This is a genomic window from Flammeovirga yaeyamensis, assembly GCF_018736045.1.
In the GTDB taxonomy this organism is placed as follows: domain Bacteria; phylum Bacteroidota; class Bacteroidia; order Cytophagales; family Flammeovirgaceae; genus Flammeovirga; species Flammeovirga yaeyamensis.
The window spans coordinates 622,879-640,540 of record NZ_CP076132.1 but is presented as its reverse complement, the minus strand read 5'-3'; the positions used below and the strand labels follow the sequence as shown (position 1 = coordinate 640,540).

The following is a 17,662-nucleotide window of genomic DNA, read 5'->3' as shown; positions in this document are numbered from 1 at the left end:
CATTCATTTATCTATTAATGGTATTATAACCTCACTCCTAGAACTGTAATATCGTCCCTTTGAGGAATATCTCCCATATGCTCATTCAATGCATTTTCTAAAGCTGATTTTTGCTCTAGCATCGGTTTATCCGCATTTTCTAAAAGTAAATCTGTCAATTTTACTTTACCGAATTTCTTACCATCTTTATTGTTTTGATCTTGAAGACCGTCGGTAGTTAGATAAATAGATGAACCTGCTTTTGCTTCTACTTCTTTATTCGTGAAACTTACTTTTGATGATTTTCTTCTATGTACACCACCAATTGATTTGTTATCACCTTTTACTTCGATTAATTCAGTTCCTCCTGGCTCTTTGATGAACAACGATCGTTTCGCTCCAGAGAAGATCAATTTAGTTTCGCCTGAGATACTCTTCTCAATCATCACTAAACAAACGTCCATACCATCGTCATTACTCTTGTTTTCTTGGTGAAGGGCGTCGATTACACCTTCGTTTAGCATATCAAGAATTTTGGCAGGATCGTAAATACCTTTCTGGTTAATAATCTCGTTCAATAATGTGTTACCAATCATCGACATGAAACCACCCGGTACACCGTGTCCAGTACAGTCTAAAGCTGCGATAAATATTCTTTCTTCTATATCCGTTTTACTGAACGATAACTTATTCAGTTTCTCATCGATCTTAGTAAACCAGAAGAAATCTCCCGATACAATATCTTTAGGCTTAAAGAATACAAAGTTTTCCAATAGACCTGTCTGAATCTTCGCATTGGAAGGAAGAATGGCTCTCTGGATCGTTTGTGCATATCGAATGGAGTCGGTAATACTCTTGTTCTTGTTATCAATCTCTTGATAAGCGTTGGCGTTGGTTAAGGCAATTGCACAGTAAGAAGCAAGTGTTCTCAAGATGTTCAACTCGTTTCTTGTATATGCATGCTTGTTATAACTCTGTACCGTTAAAACACCTAAGTTTTTCTCTGTGATTAGAGGTAAGTACACCAATGAATTTGGACGCTGAGAGGTTCTAAATTCCGGTTCTTGTCTCAAGTAATTATCAATTTCATATTCATAATCATTGATCACAATTTCCTCACTCGTTTTATAACAAAGAGTAGTTAAACTATTTTTTGCTGATAAATCAGTACTAAATAGAGGAAGAGTTAAACCATTTTCCAAGAAATTGATATACTCGATTTTATCATAATTCTCACGGTAAATACCAATACCAAACACCGCTGCATCCATTAAGGTATTGATGTATGCATAAGCTGTCCAGTTAATTGATTCCAAATCAAGAATCGCGGTAATTTTCTGACCAAAGTCCGATAGTACCTGAATGTTATCGTAAGCTTTTTCAATTTGTGAGTTGGCCGCAGATAATTCGTCTCTTTGTTTTTCAATCTCTACATTCTGACCTAAAATCTCCTCGTTTTTAGAGGCTAATTTCAAGTTCTTTCTACGGTTTTGGAAGTAACCAATGATAATCAAGACCATCACGATGAATAACAAACCAAACATGCCAAGGTAGATTCTCTTGTTTTCTTCCTGCTGCTTAATTTTGTTATCACGGATTTGCTTATCTCGTTCAAGGAGTTCTAATTCTCTTTGCTTACGTTTCGCATCCGTTTCGTTTTCCTTAATCTTTAATTCGTTTACCTTCTTAATTCTTTGAAGTTGAGAGTTTTCTTTGGCAATCTGCTCAGCTTCCAAGGCTGTCATGGTTAACTGAAGTTCCTGTTGCTGTCTCTTTTGCTCAAGTTCTTTCTGAATTAGTTCTTGTTCCTTAATATACTGCTCACGCTGCATGATCTCAAGATCTTTGGCCTTACGAGCATTCTGTTCTTCCAAACTTTTCATGGTCGCTTCATTCACCTTTTGGTTCATGATAAGAAGGTCAATTTCTTTTTCTTTTTTCTGAGCTGCTAAACGGTTTTCAGTAATTTTCTTAAGCTTAATACTCTCTATTCGGATCAAACTATCTTTTAAAGAAAGTCTTCTTGATAAAGTATTATAGGCTCTCTTGTAGTCATTCATCGAACGGTAGATATCTGAAATGTGTTTCAAACTTTTTTCCACACCAGAAATATCTCCTGCTTGTTGTGCCATTTTGCCACTTTTTTCGTAGTATTTAATGGCTTCTTGAAGGTTACCTCTACCTGTGTGTACAGAAGCGATATAAGAATAAACTACTGCAATTTCTTTAGGCTTTCCTCCTGCTAATCTAATTTTTAATACATCGTTGTAGGCCTTAAGTGCTTCACCATATCTTCTTGACTGATTGGCCTGTGTACCAATGTTCATCAATAGAGTAGCACTTTTTTCTTCTGGCTTACCTAGTTTTCTGTTAATTTCTAAGGCCTTCTTAAAATATTGTAAGGCTTTTTCTGGCTTATGTAAACGTACGTAACATACACCGATATCATTCAGAGGTACAAATTTACCCTCTTCATCACCTAGTTTTTCTTTGTTAGCAAGAATTTCTTCGTTGATATTTTTTACAGTCTCGTAGTTTTTTCTTGCCATTTCGATACTGGCAATCTGTGCTAAAGCTGTATTATAAGCCTGCAAATCGTTTGGATCGTGGTAATATGCCTCTCTTTCTTTCAGATAATCTGCCCCTTTTCTGAAATAAAATAATGCACGGTCATAATTTGCTAATCGCTGATAGGCATTACCCAATAAACTCCATATCTCTTGCTGACGTTTTTTATCATTCATTCTTTCGGCCACTCCCAATGCTTTGACCATGTATTCAATTGCATTTTCGTAAATACCCCAGTCTTGGTATAAGAAACAGATATCAGAATAGGCATCATATAAAGAAACGTCATCATTCACCACCTCAAAAATCTTAATCGAGTTAATACCGTACTCAATGGCGGTATTAAAGTCTCTTTTAAGTTTATACATGGTAGACTTTAAAAGTAAAGCATTTGCTTCTCCCAAACGGTATCCAATTTTTTGAGAGATGTTGTAAGCTCGATCCGTTGTGATTTTCATCGCATCGAAATTACTCTGCTCCAGCTCTATTCTAGAAAGCTCAATAAGTTTATCTACCTTCAATTTTCCATCAGGTAGTGATTTTATCTTTGTCTTCAGTTCATTTGTGTTTTGTGCATGGGTTTGATTAGTAAACGCAAGAAGACTGATGAGGACAAATGTTGTAGTAATTAATTTCTTCAAAAACATAGGCTTACCGTGAATTCGGGACAAAAGTTGAGGCCATTGATTAAAAAATGGTATATCAATCTGAAAATCAGATTCATTCCACCTCACACTTACAATTTAAACATGATTATATAATCATTCCAATTATTAGTATGATTTTATGTGCAAAAATCATGACGAAACATGATTTGATCATCAAAAAAATTCTATTTACTTAATTCTTCCATAAGAGGTTCTAAAGCCTTACGTAGGGTTTTATGATTACATGAAAAATTATTTATGATTATCGTAAATACTAAAACGTCATTATTTGTTTTAATATAACCTGCATAACTTCTCACTCTTCTCATAGATCCACTCTTTCCTAAAATCTTTCCTTTTGCCCCATTATAGCGACAAAAATACTTTAAGGTACCTGATTGACCTGTTTTAGCAAGAGATTTTTCAAAGTCTTCAAAGTAGTCTTTTTCTTTAATTCCAATTAAAAAATCGACCATATGGCTAGCAGAAAATGCACCAAAAGGAGACAAACCACTACCATCTTCAAGAAATATTCCTTTAGAACTACCACCCAGAGAGCTCACAAAATCTATAACGCTTTTTGATACACTATCAGGTAGAATAGAATTCTTTTCTTTTATAGTAACGGTCTTTGCTAGCGCTTCCGCATATAGATTGATACTTTTTTTATTTGTTTTATCAATAATTTTAGAAATTGGTATGGATTTCACCGATGTCAACTCATGTAAATCAGTAAGTTTACTTTTATGATAAATCACTTCAATACACCCTTCACCAATAGATACGCCCCTTTCTACTAAAGTGGTTCTCAACATATAAATTGCATGATAATCAGGATCCGTCACACCGCCTTTTACCTTAAAGTTTTTACGATTAGGAGGTAAAGTTCCTCTAATAATATGACTATTTGAATAAGGAGAAGAGAAAATAAACGAATTGTCACCCGTTCCTTGTTCTCCCGATAAAACATCAGCTTCTACGGTTAAATAAGGCGTTTTAGGTGTTATCGAAACGATTTCAGCTTTTTCTCCAGTATTACCCGTATTCAAATAAATATTATAGATATTATCATCAATATTTAAGCTATTGACACCTGCTCCATAATAGTTTCCTAAATCTTCCCAAACCCATTTATAAGGAGTGGTTTGTTTACCATATAGGGTTGCATCGGCCACAATTTTTCCTGTAATCTTTTTCAGATCGGGTAAACTTGCAGCAATAGCACTATCCAACTGAGCCAATCTTAAGGTCGGATCTCCACTACCATGAATAATTAAATTACCATCTAATACACCATTTTGATAACTCCCTGAATAAGAAATTTTAGTTTCGTACCTATAATTACTCCCCAATTTATCAAGTGCATTCGCTGTGGAAAATAACTTAGTAATGGATGCTGGTGTTAAAGAAATATTGGATTGATAGTCATAATCGAAATTCTTATTTTTTATTGAAGTTACCTTGAACGATACCGAGGCACCTTGCATCCATTCTTTGGAAAGTAATAACTTCAATTCTTTATCAACTAATTGATGTTTATTTTGAGCAAAACTTTGAACAAAACAGAAAAAGAGGCCAAAGAATATCAGTTTAGTAGAATCTATATTCCTATTAATATAATTATTCATCATAGATCTAAAGATAAATTCGTTTATAATACAAAATCTCGGTAAATTTGAGCCTACAATTTCATATATTGTTAGCCGTATGTTTGCCTACATAAAAAGTAACCATTAATGTTCCAAACATACCCGAAATAATAATAAATTAGAAACAAGATTAAATTTAAAACACAAAACGCTTGATAGAAAAAGTAATTCCATTAGAAGATGTTGCCTTAGTAGATTTTTTAGGGGTAGATAATAGCAACATCAAAGAGTTATCAACTGCATTTCCAAACAGTAAAATAATTGCGAGAGGTAGTGAAATTAGAATTCAAGGAACAAGTGCCGAGATTATTAAGGTACATAAGGCCATCAACGAACTTCTTATTCATTATAGAAAATTTGGAAAGGTAACCGTTGATAATATCCTTGATTATGTAGAGATGAATGCCGACTTACAGGATGCAGATGTTAAAGATGAAATTCTGTTGTACGGTGCAAAAGGAATTGCCATTCGTCCTAAAACAAGTAATCAACAAAAATTAGTTGACGCAGTAAAGAAAAATGACTTAGTTTTTGCTTTGGGACCTGCAGGTACTGGAAAAACTTATGTAGCTACTGCATTAGCTGTAAAAGCGTTAAAAAATAAACAAGTAAAAAGGATTATTATTTCCCGTCCAGCAGTGGAAGCAGGGGAAAGCTTAGGTTTCCTTCCAGGTGATCTAAAAGATAAAGTTGATCCTTATTTACGACCTATTTATGATGCTCTTGATGATATGATTCCATCAGAAAAACTTAAATTTTATATGGAAAACAGGGTCATCGAAATTGCACCTCTTGCTTATATGAGGGGTAGAACCTTAAGTAATGCTTTTGTATTGTTGGATGAGGCTCAAAACACCACAGAAATGCAAATGAAAATGTTACTGACTCGTCTTGGCTTAGATTCTAAGATGATTATCACTGGTGATATTTCTCAAATTGATTTGCCTCCAAGACAAAAATCGGGTTTGGTTACAGCATCAAGAATTTTGGAGAATGTACAAGGTATTAAAGTACTTCACTTAAGTCAGAAAGATGTGGTAAGACACCGATTAGTTAAGAATATCATCTCTGCGTACAAACGTTTTGATGATAAGAAGAAAGAACAAAAAGAAGAGATCAAAAAAGATGCTCAGAAATAAAGAAGTACGCATACCGTTACTTCTCATCTCCATAGCATGGTTTCTCTATGCCTTGGAGTTATCTTTAAACATACAACTTTTCCACCTTGGTATATACCCAAGAGAAAGGTTAGGGTTTATTGGTATATTTCTTCATCCTTTTATACATGGTGGTTTTAACCACATATTTAGTAATACCATTTCTTTTGGGATATTAAGTTTTGCACTTTATTATTTTATCCCAAAAGTGGCCGACAAAATATTAATACAACTTACTATTTATAGTGGTTTTATGGTATGGATATTCGCACGGCCTTCTTTTCATGTTGGGGCAAGTGGTATTATTTATGGCATAGCTTCGTTTTTGTTCTTTATAGGGTTATTCCAAAAAAATCCAAGATCATTAATTGTCTCATTATGTGTCGCTGTATTATATCACGGTATGTTAACTGGATTGGTGCCCAATGAAAAAGGTATTTCATGGGAGTCACATCTATCGGGCAGTATTGTTGGTTTTTTTCTAGCCTTCTTTTACAGACACGTAGAAACCACTTTCTCTCAAAAAGTGCATACAGACTTACAACACGATTTATACAAAGAAGGCTATCAGCCTTTGGAAAACGAGAACATAAAGTATCATTATACTGAAATAGATAAAAAGAAAACTAAACAATAAAAATATGATCCTTAATCTAATCAAAAGGTTTAGGGTACACAAAGAAGCTGAACCACTCGTTTGGCTTAAAAAAGTGTTCTTCTATACCATAGGGATTAATCTATTGTTTGCCATACTTTTTAAATACATCGAATCCGTAACTTGGAACGAGGCAATATGGCAAACATGGCAAACTGCCACTACTGTAGGCTATGGCAACGCACCTGCTGAAACACTCGCAGGTAGAATAATTACAATGCTATTAAGTACAGTAAGTATTGCTTTTGTTGGTGCGTTATTTAGCGCCGCTTTCGATTACAAAGAATTTTACAAGACTCAAAAAAAATTAGGCTTTATGAAAAATCCACATAAAGACGGATATATCATTTTTAACTTTCCGGGGAATAATGTAGCAAAACATTTTATCGATGAACTAAGAGTAGTTGAAAAGTCGGTGGGGATTTGTTTTGTAGATGACAATATCAATGAGTTACCTGAAGAAATAGCACACTTACCTAATATACATTTTATTAAAGGGTGTCCTCTTCAAAAAGAAACGTATCAAAAAGCCGAAGTTCAAAATAACAAAACAGTAATTGTATTCCCTGTGGATGCTTCAAAATCTAATTCTGATGGAAGCACGAAAGTCACTTTAGATTTACTTGAACGTTTTGTAGATACTTCTAAAACGAGACTATTATATATTCTTGTTGACATGGCGAATCTTTGGATGTTCGAAAAGAGCAAAGCCACTTATATCAGCTCTGATTTATCGGTATTGGCCATAGTACAAGAATGTCAAGATCCATATAGTGCTTTAGTCATCGAAGATTTACTCTATAATACACAAGGTGCCAATCCTATGACGGTAACTGTCGACAAGATTGCTGGCATTTCTTGGAAAGAGTTACAACTATCTTTATTTCAAGTTTTAGAAGGTACAAAACACAGTTGTAACCTTTTAGCTATCATCAGAGATGGACAAAGTAATTCGTGTCCAGAAGCTTCTGAAGTACTCAAAAAAGGTGATTTATTATCTTTAGCGACCTATTTAGACTTCCCATGGGAAGAGATCGAAGCGAAAATTCAAGCCTTAACTATTGATAGTCAATAAGAATCATTTAGAAATCAATTTAATTATTTTTGGAAATCATTTTCGTTTTATATAATTCTTGATTATATTTGCGATCCGAAATAGGAATAGAATTTGAAAATACCTTATTAAAAGGAGAATATAATGATCGAAATTAAAGTAAAAGACAACGAGTCTATCGACCGTGCTCTTAAGCGTTTCAAAAAGAAATTTGAAAGAACAAAAGTACTTCGCGAATTACGTGGACGTGCGTACTACGAGAAAGAATCTGTTGCAAACAGAAAGAAAAACATTAAGACTGCTTACAAGATCAAAATGAGAACTGAAGCAGGTGCTTAATTAGTACTGTTCTATTAAAAGCCTATCATATCTTTATATGATAGGCTTTTTTTGTTTGTTTGATTTTCAAATCAAGTAGAAATATATTATTTTGAAGAAGAGATAGAATGAACCACCGCTGGGTTAATTTAAAATTTTGATTTAGACCATTTTACTATCTCCTACTTTTTGATTTTGGGAATGATGCCTTTCTAGGTAGGATTTCTCTCTTAACAATAACAACGTTTAGTTTATCGTCAAATGAACAAATCACTACAATCTTTCTTAGCGTATTTACAGTATGAAAAGAAAGTGAGTGAGCATACTTTAACAGCTTACACTATCGATTTAACCCAATTTGAAGATTACTTAACCAAGGAACAAGAGGACTTTCAAATAGATCGTGCTAATAAATCAGAAATTAGGCTATGGATTGCTTCTTTAATGGATCAGAAACTTAGCGCTAAAAGCGTTAACCGAAAAATCGCATCGTTAAAAAGCTTTTTCAAATACTTGCGTAAAATCGACGTCATTGATGTAGACCCTGCCAAAAGTGTACATTCTATCAAAACTCCCAAACGTTTGCCACAATTTGTAAAAGCAAGCGAGATGGAGTCCCTCTTCGATAAGGATACTTTTGATACATCTTTCGAGGGAATTAGAGATAAATTAATTTTAGAATTCCTTTATGGAACTGGTTTAAGAGCTTCTGAGTTATTAAGTATAGAAGTGAATGATATCCATTTCAGCAGCCACTCGCTCAAAGTGATGGGGAAACGAAATAAAGAAAGGATAGTACCACTACATCAAGTTTTAATCGAACAGCTCAAAAACTATTTAAAAGAAAGAAATTCATTTGATACAACTGCATTATTCGTCAATAACAAGGGTACCGCCTTGAACTACCCTCAACTATATCAATTAGTAAAAAAGTATTTGAGTCTACACACGACAACAAGTAAAAAAAGTCCTCATGTACTTCGACATTCTTTCGCGACAAGTATGCTGGAGAATGGTGCTCAACTAAATGATATAAAAGAACTCCTTGGGCATTCGAATTTATCTGCTACTCAGATTTACACTCATTCTACTCTAAAAAGAATGAAAAACATTCACGCTCAGGCACATCCAAGAGGAGGACAAAAAAAGTCTTAAATCTGATCAAAATATCTTGAAAAAATACAACTAATGTGAATGAAAACCGTTATATTAAATATTAATAAACGGACGATAATTCACTTTAAGGACAAGGTATTTATTATCAATAAATTGCGTTTTTAAGGTAATGAAGGCATCTTTTGGTTTATAAATAAAATTTTTCACAACACATTTTAAACTGTAAGAATATGAAACTCGACATCCAATCAATACATTTCACAGCAGACCAAAAGTTAATCGATTTTATTCAACAAAAAGTAGACAAATTGGAGACTTTTTACGATCGATTCGTAGACGGGGAAGTATTCCTAAGAGTACAAAAAAATAGTGACAATAGTCGAGACAATAAAGTTGTGGAAATTAAGCTTCGCATTCCAGGTGATACACTTGTTGCTAAAAAACATGGCGTATCTTTCGAAGCTGCTACTGATGAAGCAACAGAGTCTTTAAGACGTCAAGTAAAGAAATATAAAGAGAAAATATTAGACAAATCAGGCGCTTAGTCCTGATAAAAACGCATAAATCCTTAAAGTTGTAAAAAGATGCCGAAGAGGTTGTTTCAAAAAAATTGAAGCAACCTCTTTCTTTTTGCAAACCTTTGAAAGGTTGGAAAACAAAAACCTCCACATCTCGAATATCAAGATGGGAGGCTCAGTAAACGAGGATATAAATAATACCTTTACAGTATCGGTTATTATACATTATAATATCCTGAGTACTGAATAAATTCTTATCTGCCTAAGTTCTACGAACTCAGGCTATAACCTTGTTTGGAGATCAATTTTGATGACCAATATTAACCATAAATACTGGAGTTCTCACTATCCTTTAAGAGGATTTAATATAGTCTAATATTTGTTTAGCTTTCAACAGAAAGTATTAAATTTATTTACGATTATTTGGCTTATACTTAGACTTTTGCAGAATTTTTCGAGCATCTTTTTCCTTCATCAAAGAGACGAAATCTTGCTCCTTGTTATTCCTTAAATAACTTTCTACAATTTGCCAACCTAACCATCGACCTAATCTACCGGGACTATCGCCAGAAATCTCTGATGTCGTAGGTCGATCATCTACATATCTTTTTACTGTCATTCGTTCTGACTTGTACAACAACTCGTTTTCTACGAAATGACTCCATATATATCCTTCATTATATTGAACTTCGTATAGCTCCCTTTTACTATACCCTGCCTTTATGGTATCAGGTAGGTACGGCATTGCTCTATCCACGAACTCGTAAGCTTTACCCCAGGCAATCATCTGAGCTAAAACCGTTCTATCTCTATCATTTACCTGATTAAAACGATTTGATAATATCTGTACAGTAAAAGGAACAATATACTCTGGTGTATAACGCTTTAAAATGTACCCTGGCGTTTCTGGGACAGTAAAAGTGGCAGTTGGTCCCGTGAAGTAATCAATACCTAACACAATCATGTCTCCGAAATCAAGAACATCTCCACCAAAACCCCAATTTCCAAATCCTGATACACTTGTATATACCTTAGGAACCTTAAATTCTGGATAGTAATACTTTATATACTTAAAAGCATCTTCTAATTGCTTTCTTTCCTTTTCAAAATCGCCATAAACGTTTTTAGCATCCATTCTTAACGTATCGTTTTCTGGCTTGGATAAGAAGTCGTATAATGCTTCTACTAATACTTCTCTTGTAGGATACAATCTTGCTTGAAGGAAATACTTTTGCTCAATTTCTGGATTTTCCACTAGATATTTCACGATCTGATCTCTAGTTTCTAAAGCGAATAGTTCGTCTTCAAGGTGACGTACTTCTACATTCACTTCAATAGATGAAACATCTGGAATCGTTTCTTCATTATCAGTGCTACAACTATAGAATGATAATGTAAAAAGTAAAATAAGTAGGTAAGTATATTTGTACATTTTTATTCTCAAAGTGCTAACACCCACGATTGAAATCATGGGTTGGTGATAAATTGATTTTGACAACACTAAAGTATTGTCAAAATTAGGTTAAAACTCAAATTTATATCGACTTCAGTAGATATATATTCAACCTTTATTAACCCATGATTTCAATCATGGGCTTAGAAGAGCTTGTTTCTAAAATAAACCCTTTAAAAATCTATAATCAAAAGTTATACAAAAAAACCTCTTGCATGGAATACAAGAGGTTTTTTTTGAATATTTTAAACTCGCTTACACAAAAGCAAAGAATACTAACCAAACTACAATTAAGATACTAAATAAGATTGGTAAAGAGTATCTTAAAATGTATCCAAAGAATGATGGCATCTCAACGCCTGATTGCTCTGCAATTGATTTCACCATAAAGTTTGGACCGTTACCAATATAAGTCATCGCTCCGAAGAATACTGCTGCAACAGAAATCGCTAATAACTCTAATTGTGCTTCATGATTCGGTGCTCCATTGACGATACCATTCGTAAAGTCTAATACTTGCTGTGCACTGTTAATGTCTGCTCCTTTAGAAGCCATTGCAGCGGTTAAGAAGTTCAAGTATGTTGGCGCGTTATCAAGAATTCCAGATAATGAACCTGTTGCCCAATACAGTGTATTGTGTGTAATTAGAGGTGCTCCTGCATCAGATGCTGCAAATCCACCGACTAATTCTAAGGCTGGCATCATTGTACCGAAAATACCGATAAAGATAAATGCTACTTCTCTAATTGGTTCGAAGTTGAATTCATTACCTTTAATCGCTTTTTGATCAGCAAATTTATAGGATAAATATGCTACTGAAAGCATAATAATTTCTCTGATGAATGAGAATAATGTTGCTCCTTCATGGTGTTGTAAATCACTTAAGAAACCAATTGACATTCCTTCGTGTGTTTGAAGAATACCTGGTAACCAAGAGATTTTTGATGGATCGAAGAATACTGCTGCTACTAAAACTGCTAACCAAGCGAAGTTCTTAGCACCAGTAATCGTGATTTTATTTGAGTATGTTTTCTCTGTTTCTTCATCAAAAAGCAAGTTCTTTTTGTTGACAAAACGTCTATCGAAGAAGAAGAAAACTACCGCCAACATTGCAATTGTAAATGCCCACATTGGTACTGAGTGAATCAAAGTCCACTCAAACGGCACTCCTTTAAGGAAACCTAAAAACAATGGAGGATCACCAATAGGAGTTAAAGCACCACCTACGTTACTTACAATAAAGATAAAGAATACTACATGATAAGGTTGGATTCTTTCTTGATTCAGACGCATAAACGGACGAATCAATAACATAGATGCACCTGTTGTACCGATAATGTTAGAAATAACAGCACCGAATACCAGTAATATTGTATTAGCTAGTGGTGTTCCTTTTCTATCTACATTAATCATAATACCGCCTGAGGCGATATACAAACCAGATAAAAGTGCAATAAATTGGAAATATTCAAAGAAAGCATGAATAGGACCATGTGTATTGTGCAATCCAAAAATGTAATAACCAACTACAATAGCAGCTAGTCCAACGGCAACTTTTGGATAATTGTGATGCCAAAACTTTTCGTAAAATAAAGGACCTGTTGCGATCATAATCAATAAAGCCGCAAAAGGGATTACCGACCATGGAGCAGCTTCCGGATGTCCACCTCCAGATGCAAACACAGGTGACACTCCTACTGTCAACCCTAAACCGAGCATAACAAAAAGAAGTAATATTTTCTTTTTCATAATCTTAACTTAATTCTTAACTACCTATTCTCTTGGTGTAATTAGTCCAAGAGACCTATTTGAATGTTAGTTTGTACTAATTTAATTGTTCGTTAATTTTCCGCCCTCATTGAAAATCATACACACACTTATAGTACTGACATTTAATTGATGTACCCGAAAACCCATATAAATATTGGCTCCCGGTTTCTTAACGCTATTTAGGAAATATTACTCTCATAAAACAATGATAAAATTCAGCATATTTTTTTTTGCTTATAAATTTACTGACTATTAACATATTTTTTTGAGAAATTAATAAGACCCTATCTTACATTTTAAATTATTTCACATTTTATCAGCATCTTGTTTACATATCTCTAATATCACTTTATTGACACTTAATTTTATTATATCCCTCTTCGTTCAACATTGAGGTAAAAATCACCTCTCCTTTAGTGTTAATGTACATGACAATATGTAAGCGAGCTTGATTAATGTATTGCTGAACCTTAAATATTGGTGCTTTTAACGTACCTATATTATCTATCTCCTCAAACTCCGGATAAATGATATCACCATATAAAGAGTGATACGCCCCGTATTTATCTCCTTTTTTATATTTCAACCAAAAAGAATCTTTATCCTTTTCTATAATCTGATATTTCTCGCAAGTCATCTGAATATCATTTTTCGATACATCCAACAACTTCCACTGTTCATCCTCTAATACAAATACTTTTGAGGAATCTAATTGTAGCAACTGCATATCATCATAATAGAAAGAAGCTTTTTTTACATTGTTGATATCAAACAGTCCTTTCTTTCCTCCTTTTTGACCTAGCCATAAAGCCACCCCTTTCTTTCTTAAAGTAGTCGCGACAATGGCCTCATCAAACATAGGTGCTATTTGATGTTGGTTTCGAGTATTATAATATCCAAACTTCTTTTTAAGTCGTAAACTCAGCTCATTTCCATCACCTTCAATTGCATCGAAACCTTGACTGAGTATTCTTTTTCCTTCTAAATTATAGAGATACATCAAGTTGCCATATTTGGCTACCACTGCATTTTCTACAATCCTCATCGAAGAAAACTGCGGAGTCATCACCTGATGTCCTTTTTCATTAAGCAATGCGTATTTTCCATTTTTCTTAGATTTTGCCACAATAAATGGAACTTCAACCGAATCTTGTGGAACATAAGTCACATTCCACTCATTGTATTTATCGAGAGCACAAACAGTTCCAGTAGTAAATCGAACAAAAGTCTCCTTATTTACCTCGTAAACAATATCTGCAGTATTTCCATTGAAATACATGGTATCAGCAGTGGTTCTAAACAAGCTATCTCCTACCCAATTGTACGATTTCCATTCGGCACTATCCTTAGAAATAAAACCTTTTTCATATTCATATGGGTAATTTAAACTATCAACCACTATTTGATTCTGATAATTTAACATTGCATATATACTATCGTTTCTTACCCACCAAAAGTTGTGTTTTTTCACATCTTTAACTTCATCGTAAGCATCAGAATACTTTTCTCCGTTAGGCGTATATAAACTCCACTTTTGATATTGTTTTAAGAGAAACCAAGAATCGTCTATAATCTTATAACTATTATAGACAAAATCTTCTGATGTACTCTTTATTTTCCCTTCAAACACATCGTCTTCACTGTACATTGCCCAACGGCCCTTCTCCATTACCAACATTCTATTTTCTGATAATTGGATCAGCTGACCTGCTTCTATTGGAAATTTAAGTGTACCGTCTGAAGATATTATACCCCATCTATTTTTTATACGAACACCATACAATCTTCTGCTTAACTGAATAATCTGATCGTAAGTAGGTGGCACCCACTCGCCTTCTCCTAAACAGTAAAGTCCTACCTTGTTATTTGATGTCACCGTATAAATTCCTTTTGAAATAAATTCTACTTGATCGTATTGAAAAGGGATCATCACCTTCTCAAAGCGGTCAATAAGTCCTCTTTTTCCTGTAGAATCTGATAACAACAGAAATAATTCATTGGTACCATGACAATTATAAGTCGCATCAGCTTCTTTGTATTTTGCAGAAATTTTTAGAGCACCATAGGTATTGATAAATCCAACATTACTATCAATCGCTACGGGGATTTTAGTATAGTCTTTATCTTGTAAAAGCTTGCTGTAGTAATCATTTTGTCCCCAATCTGCATAAGTCTCAAGTACTGATTTCTTATCATCAGACATCAAAAACAATTGAAAAATAGCTGAACTTGCCAGTTTAGATGAGGGAAAATCACGGATAAAATACTCGTAAGCTACTTTTGATTTATTTTTAGTGAGTATCCAATACAAATCCCTTTCTACCTCCTCTTTATAAGGAGAGTTTGGATGTTCCATCAAGAACAAGCGTAAAGATTTCTCGTTGGCATCTTTGGTCTTGTGCTGGAAAACTAGCTTTTCGTATCGTTCCAAAGCAACAGCAGCTTGCTTGGCATCAGGGTAACTTCTTAAAAACAGTTCATACGACTCGTAAGTATGCGTTCTTTTAGCATTTTCAAATCCCAGACTATCTCTTTTATGAATAGCTTGAGGCAAGATTAAAGAATGAGGATATTTCTGAACATAGGTTACAAACGCTTCTTCCGTATTTTGGCTATTCGCTTGCTTATAGGCAGTAGCTTCGACATAGGTAATCCATGTTTTAATAGAGTCGTTATTCACATATTGTTTGATGAACTCTTCTTTTAAATCGTCGTTCGCATTTCTCCATAAAGTATCTGCCGTTTGTAGGAATTTATAAGCAGTATCTAAATTATAGACCTCTTTATTTTGAATATAATAAAGTCCCCAAACATAATTTAAAGAGGCACTTTCGTCCAACTCCCCATTTTCTTTGATAAGCTTTTTATAGATTTTCTCGTATTCTCCTTTATTAGACAACTTCCAAAAGCTTCTAGCATTTTGAGCGAACAATTGTCCTGAAAGAAAAATTAATAATATTGTAAGTATTTTTTTATGCATAGTGAAATACAATCTATTTCAATTGTTGTCGGTTACTTGTTTTTCATCTGAATATATCTAAATCAGATGACTAACATGATCAGGATAACCGTTCTACAATGATCATTTCTCCCCTCGTTTTCATTCGCAAAAGTAAAACGTAATATCTTTAATTTCTAAAAATCACTCCTATCTGATAAAATATATAGCATAAAATAACCTTCATCTTATAGGTAAAGTCTAGTTTTTTAAAAAGTTTAATAGAAGTAATTCAATAATTGTGTTGAGATTTCATCTCTTAGCTTAACTTTGTGGTAATTTGAACTCTAAAACTTCCTAAAATACAGGAAGTGGAAATTAATTGTGTTGATGTCAAAGTTTAGACTTCCATTTTTTATATCTAAAAGGTATTTCCTTTCACAAAGAAACATCAAGAATATACCTTTGATGTTGTTGACTTTAGTGTTGCAAATGTCTTTTGGGCTTGTGATCTTTCTTGGGAAGGCTATTGGTGTCTTGTTTACTTTCTCTCCAAAAAGAATTCGTAAAACCTATAAAGGTATGGCGGAACTGTTTATTCGTCAAAACTTTATTCAGACCTTATCTAACATTGCTATGGTAGGTGTTGGCTTCGGTACTGCCGCTTTGGTGATTGTGCTTTCCCTATTTAACGGTATGGAAAGAACGCTGACAGGAATGTTTAATCGACACAATCCCGAACTAAAAATTGAAGCCACTGTTGGTAAATCTTTTCCTTACGAGTGGACATTAAGAAATAAAATTGAAGAAATTGAGGGAGTAGAAGCAATTACTGAAGTGATTGAAGATAAAGTCCTAATTTTATACAACAACAAGCAGAAAGTCGTCAACATGAAAGGTGTAAGCGATAATTTTGCAATTCAAACACAAATTGATACTACTGTTGTATTAGGCACCAATACTCTTTTTAATAACGACAATCAATACGCATTGGTCGGTTCGGGAGTATATCAAGAACTCGGGTTGAGGCTTAGAGACAGTATGTATCCCCTCCAATTCTGGTATCCGAAAAGAAAAGGAAAATCTTCTTTAGACCCTGCCAAAGCATTCAATAAAAAAATCATACAAGCTGGAGGTGTCTTTGTGGCCGAACCTCAGTTTGATCAATCTACTGTGATCGTTCCTATTAAATTTGCTAACTCATTATTGAACTATGGAAATTTAAGAACAGGGCTAGAAATAAAAGTAGCGGACGGGTACAATGCCCACCACGTAAAGAAATTACTAATTGACAGAATTGGTGATAAATTCACCATTAAAACTCGACCGGAACAACAGTCACAAGTTTTAAGAGCATTAAAAATTGAAAAGTTCTTTACGTATGGGACTTTTGCCCTTATTCTAGGTATTGCCTCATTTAACGTATTCTTTGCGTTAGCAATGCTTTCTATAGAAAAGAATGACGATATGAATGTCTTAAAGTCTATGGGAGCGACGAATGGAATGATCCGTAAAATCTTTGTTTTTGAAGGTAGCTTAGTGGCGGTATCAGGAGCTATTTTTGGGTTGATTTCAGGTTACACATTCTGCTTTATTCAAGAGAAATTTAAATGGATTAGCACCGGTGCCAACAACGGTATTCTTGATGCTTATCCCGTAGAAACGAGATGGCAAGATTTTCTTATCATCTGTATCACCGTCACTACAATTACATTACTCGCCTCGGTAATTCCGGCGAGAAATGCTGCAAAAAATACAAGGAGATAGAATAACAAACTTGAATTAACACTCCGTTATTATTAATTCATTAAATTTGTATCAAAATTTATATCAATTCCCT

The 17,662-nt window shown here is 34.1% G+C and carries 12 protein-coding genes; 7 read left to right on the top strand and 5 right to left on the bottom strand.

Translation table 11 applies throughout. The annotated features are described in order from the left end of the window. Window positions 1-23 precede the first annotated feature (23 nt). Window positions 24-3,188, bottom strand: coding sequence for a tetratricopeptide repeat protein (locus KMW28_RS02575; protein WP_183363982.1), 3,165 nt, complete (start codon window positions 3,186-3,188; stop codon window positions 24-26). A 191-nt stretch (window positions 3,189-3,379) separates the two neighbouring features. Continuing rightward, window positions 3,380-4,825, bottom strand: a complete 1,446-nt coding sequence (gene dacB / locus KMW28_RS02570) for a D-alanyl-D-alanine carboxypeptidase/D-alanyl-D-alanine endopeptidase (RefSeq protein ID WP_169665019.1) — start codon at window positions 4,823-4,825, stop codon at window positions 3,380-3,382. Window positions 4,826-4,995: 170 nt separating this feature from the next. On the opposite strand from dacB, the gene KMW28_RS02565 reads away from it, so the two are divergent. The 6 genes from KMW28_RS02565 (at window position 4,996) to hpf (ending at window position 9,688) form a co-directional block, all read left to right on the top strand. Continuing rightward, window positions 4,996-5,982 (top strand): PhoH family protein, encoded by a 987-nt coding sequence (locus KMW28_RS02565; RefSeq protein ID WP_066210371.1) that lies wholly within the window; start codon window positions 4,996-4,998, stop codon window positions 5,980-5,982. After that, window positions 5,969-6,637: a rhomboid family intramembrane serine protease gene (locus tag KMW28_RS02560; RefSeq protein WP_169665020.1), complete on the top strand. Its 669-nt coding sequence runs from the start codon at window positions 5,969-5,971 to the stop codon at window positions 6,635-6,637. The genes KMW28_RS02565 and KMW28_RS02560 overlap by 14 nt, the downstream gene beginning before the upstream one ends. A gap of 4 nt (window positions 6,638-6,641) precedes the next feature. Next, window positions 6,642-7,730, top strand: a complete 1,089-nt coding sequence (locus KMW28_RS02555; protein WP_169665021.1) for a potassium channel family protein — start codon at window positions 6,642-6,644, stop codon at window positions 7,728-7,730. 123 nt (window positions 7,731-7,853) lie between these two features. After that, entirely contained in the window at window positions 7,854-8,048 is a 195-nt protein-coding gene (gene rpsU / locus KMW28_RS02550) for a 30S ribosomal protein S21 (protein WP_066210377.1), read from the top strand. 240 nt (window positions 8,049-8,288) lie between these two features. Beyond that, entirely contained in the window at window positions 8,289-9,182 is an 894-nt protein-coding gene (locus KMW28_RS02545; protein ID WP_169665022.1) for a tyrosine-type recombinase/integrase, read from the top strand. 191 nt (window positions 9,183-9,373) lie between these two features. After that, window positions 9,374-9,688 carry a ribosome hibernation-promoting factor, HPF/YfiA family gene (hpf, locus tag KMW28_RS02540; RefSeq protein WP_066210380.1) on the top strand — a complete coding sequence of 105 codons (315 nt, stop codon included), beginning with the start codon at window positions 9,374-9,376 and terminating at the stop codon, window positions 9,686-9,688. 382 nt (window positions 9,689-10,070) lie between these two features. On the opposite strand, the gene gldB is transcribed toward hpf, so the two are convergent. From gldB to KMW28_RS02525, 3 genes are all read right to left on the bottom strand, one after another. After that, complete coding sequence (gene gldB / locus KMW28_RS02535; RefSeq protein WP_169665023.1) at window positions 10,071-11,093, bottom strand: gliding motility lipoprotein GldB; 1,023 nt, start codon at window positions 11,091-11,093, stop codon at window positions 10,071-10,073. Between the two features lie 276 nt (window positions 11,094-11,369). Next, window positions 11,370-12,833, bottom strand: a complete 1,464-nt coding sequence (locus KMW28_RS02530; RefSeq protein WP_394369902.1) for a sodium:proton antiporter — start codon at window positions 12,831-12,833, stop codon at window positions 11,370-11,372. Between the two features lie 400 nt (window positions 12,834-13,233). Next, window positions 13,234-15,864, bottom strand: coding sequence for a WG repeat-containing protein (locus KMW28_RS02525; RefSeq protein WP_169665025.1), 2,631 nt, complete (start codon window positions 15,862-15,864; stop codon window positions 13,234-13,236). Window positions 15,865-16,212: 348 nt separating this feature from the next. On the opposite strand from KMW28_RS02525, the gene KMW28_RS02520 reads away from it, so the two are divergent. After that, the gene (locus tag KMW28_RS02520) at window positions 16,213-17,589 is read left to right on the top strand and encodes an ABC transporter permease (protein ID WP_169665026.1); all 1,377 of its coding nucleotides are present in this window, start codon (window positions 16,213-16,215) and stop codon (window positions 17,587-17,589) included. Window positions 17,590-17,662: the final 73 nt, after the last annotated feature.

Bases quoted from the DNA above. Each gene is read 5' to 3' on its own strand.
- dacB (WP_169665019.1), bottom strand. From the start codon at position 4,825: ATGATGAATAATTATATTAATAGGAATATAGATTCTACTAAACTGATA.
- KMW28_RS02560 (WP_169665020.1), top strand. From the start codon at position 5,969: ATGCTCAGAAATAAAGAAGTACGCATACCGTTACTTCTCATCTCCATA.
- KMW28_RS02555 (WP_169665021.1), top strand. From the start codon at position 6,642: ATGATCCTTAATCTAATCAAAAGGTTTAGGGTACACAAAGAAGCTGAA.
- rpsU (WP_066210377.1), top strand. From the start codon at position 7,854: ATGATCGAAATTAAAGTAAAAGACAACGAGTCTATCGACCGTGCTCTT.
- KMW28_RS02545 (WP_169665022.1), top strand. From the start codon at position 8,289: ATGAACAAATCACTACAATCTTTCTTAGCGTATTTACAGTATGAAAAG.
- hpf (WP_066210380.1), top strand. From the start codon at position 9,374: ATGAAACTCGACATCCAATCAATACATTTCACAGCAGACCAAAAGTTA.
- gldB (WP_169665023.1), bottom strand. From the start codon at position 11,093: ATGTACAAATATACTTACCTACTTATTTTACTTTTTACATTATCATTC.
- KMW28_RS02530 (WP_394369902.1), bottom strand. From the start codon at position 12,833: ATGCTCGGTTTAGGGTTGACAGTAGGAGTGTCACCTGTGTTTGCATCT.
- KMW28_RS02525 (WP_169665025.1), bottom strand. From the start codon at position 15,864: ATGCATAAAAAAATACTTACAATATTATTAATTTTTCTTTCAGGACAA.
- KMW28_RS02520 (WP_169665026.1), top strand. From the start codon at position 16,213: ATGTCAAAGTTTAGACTTCCATTTTTTATATCTAAAAGGTATTTCCTT.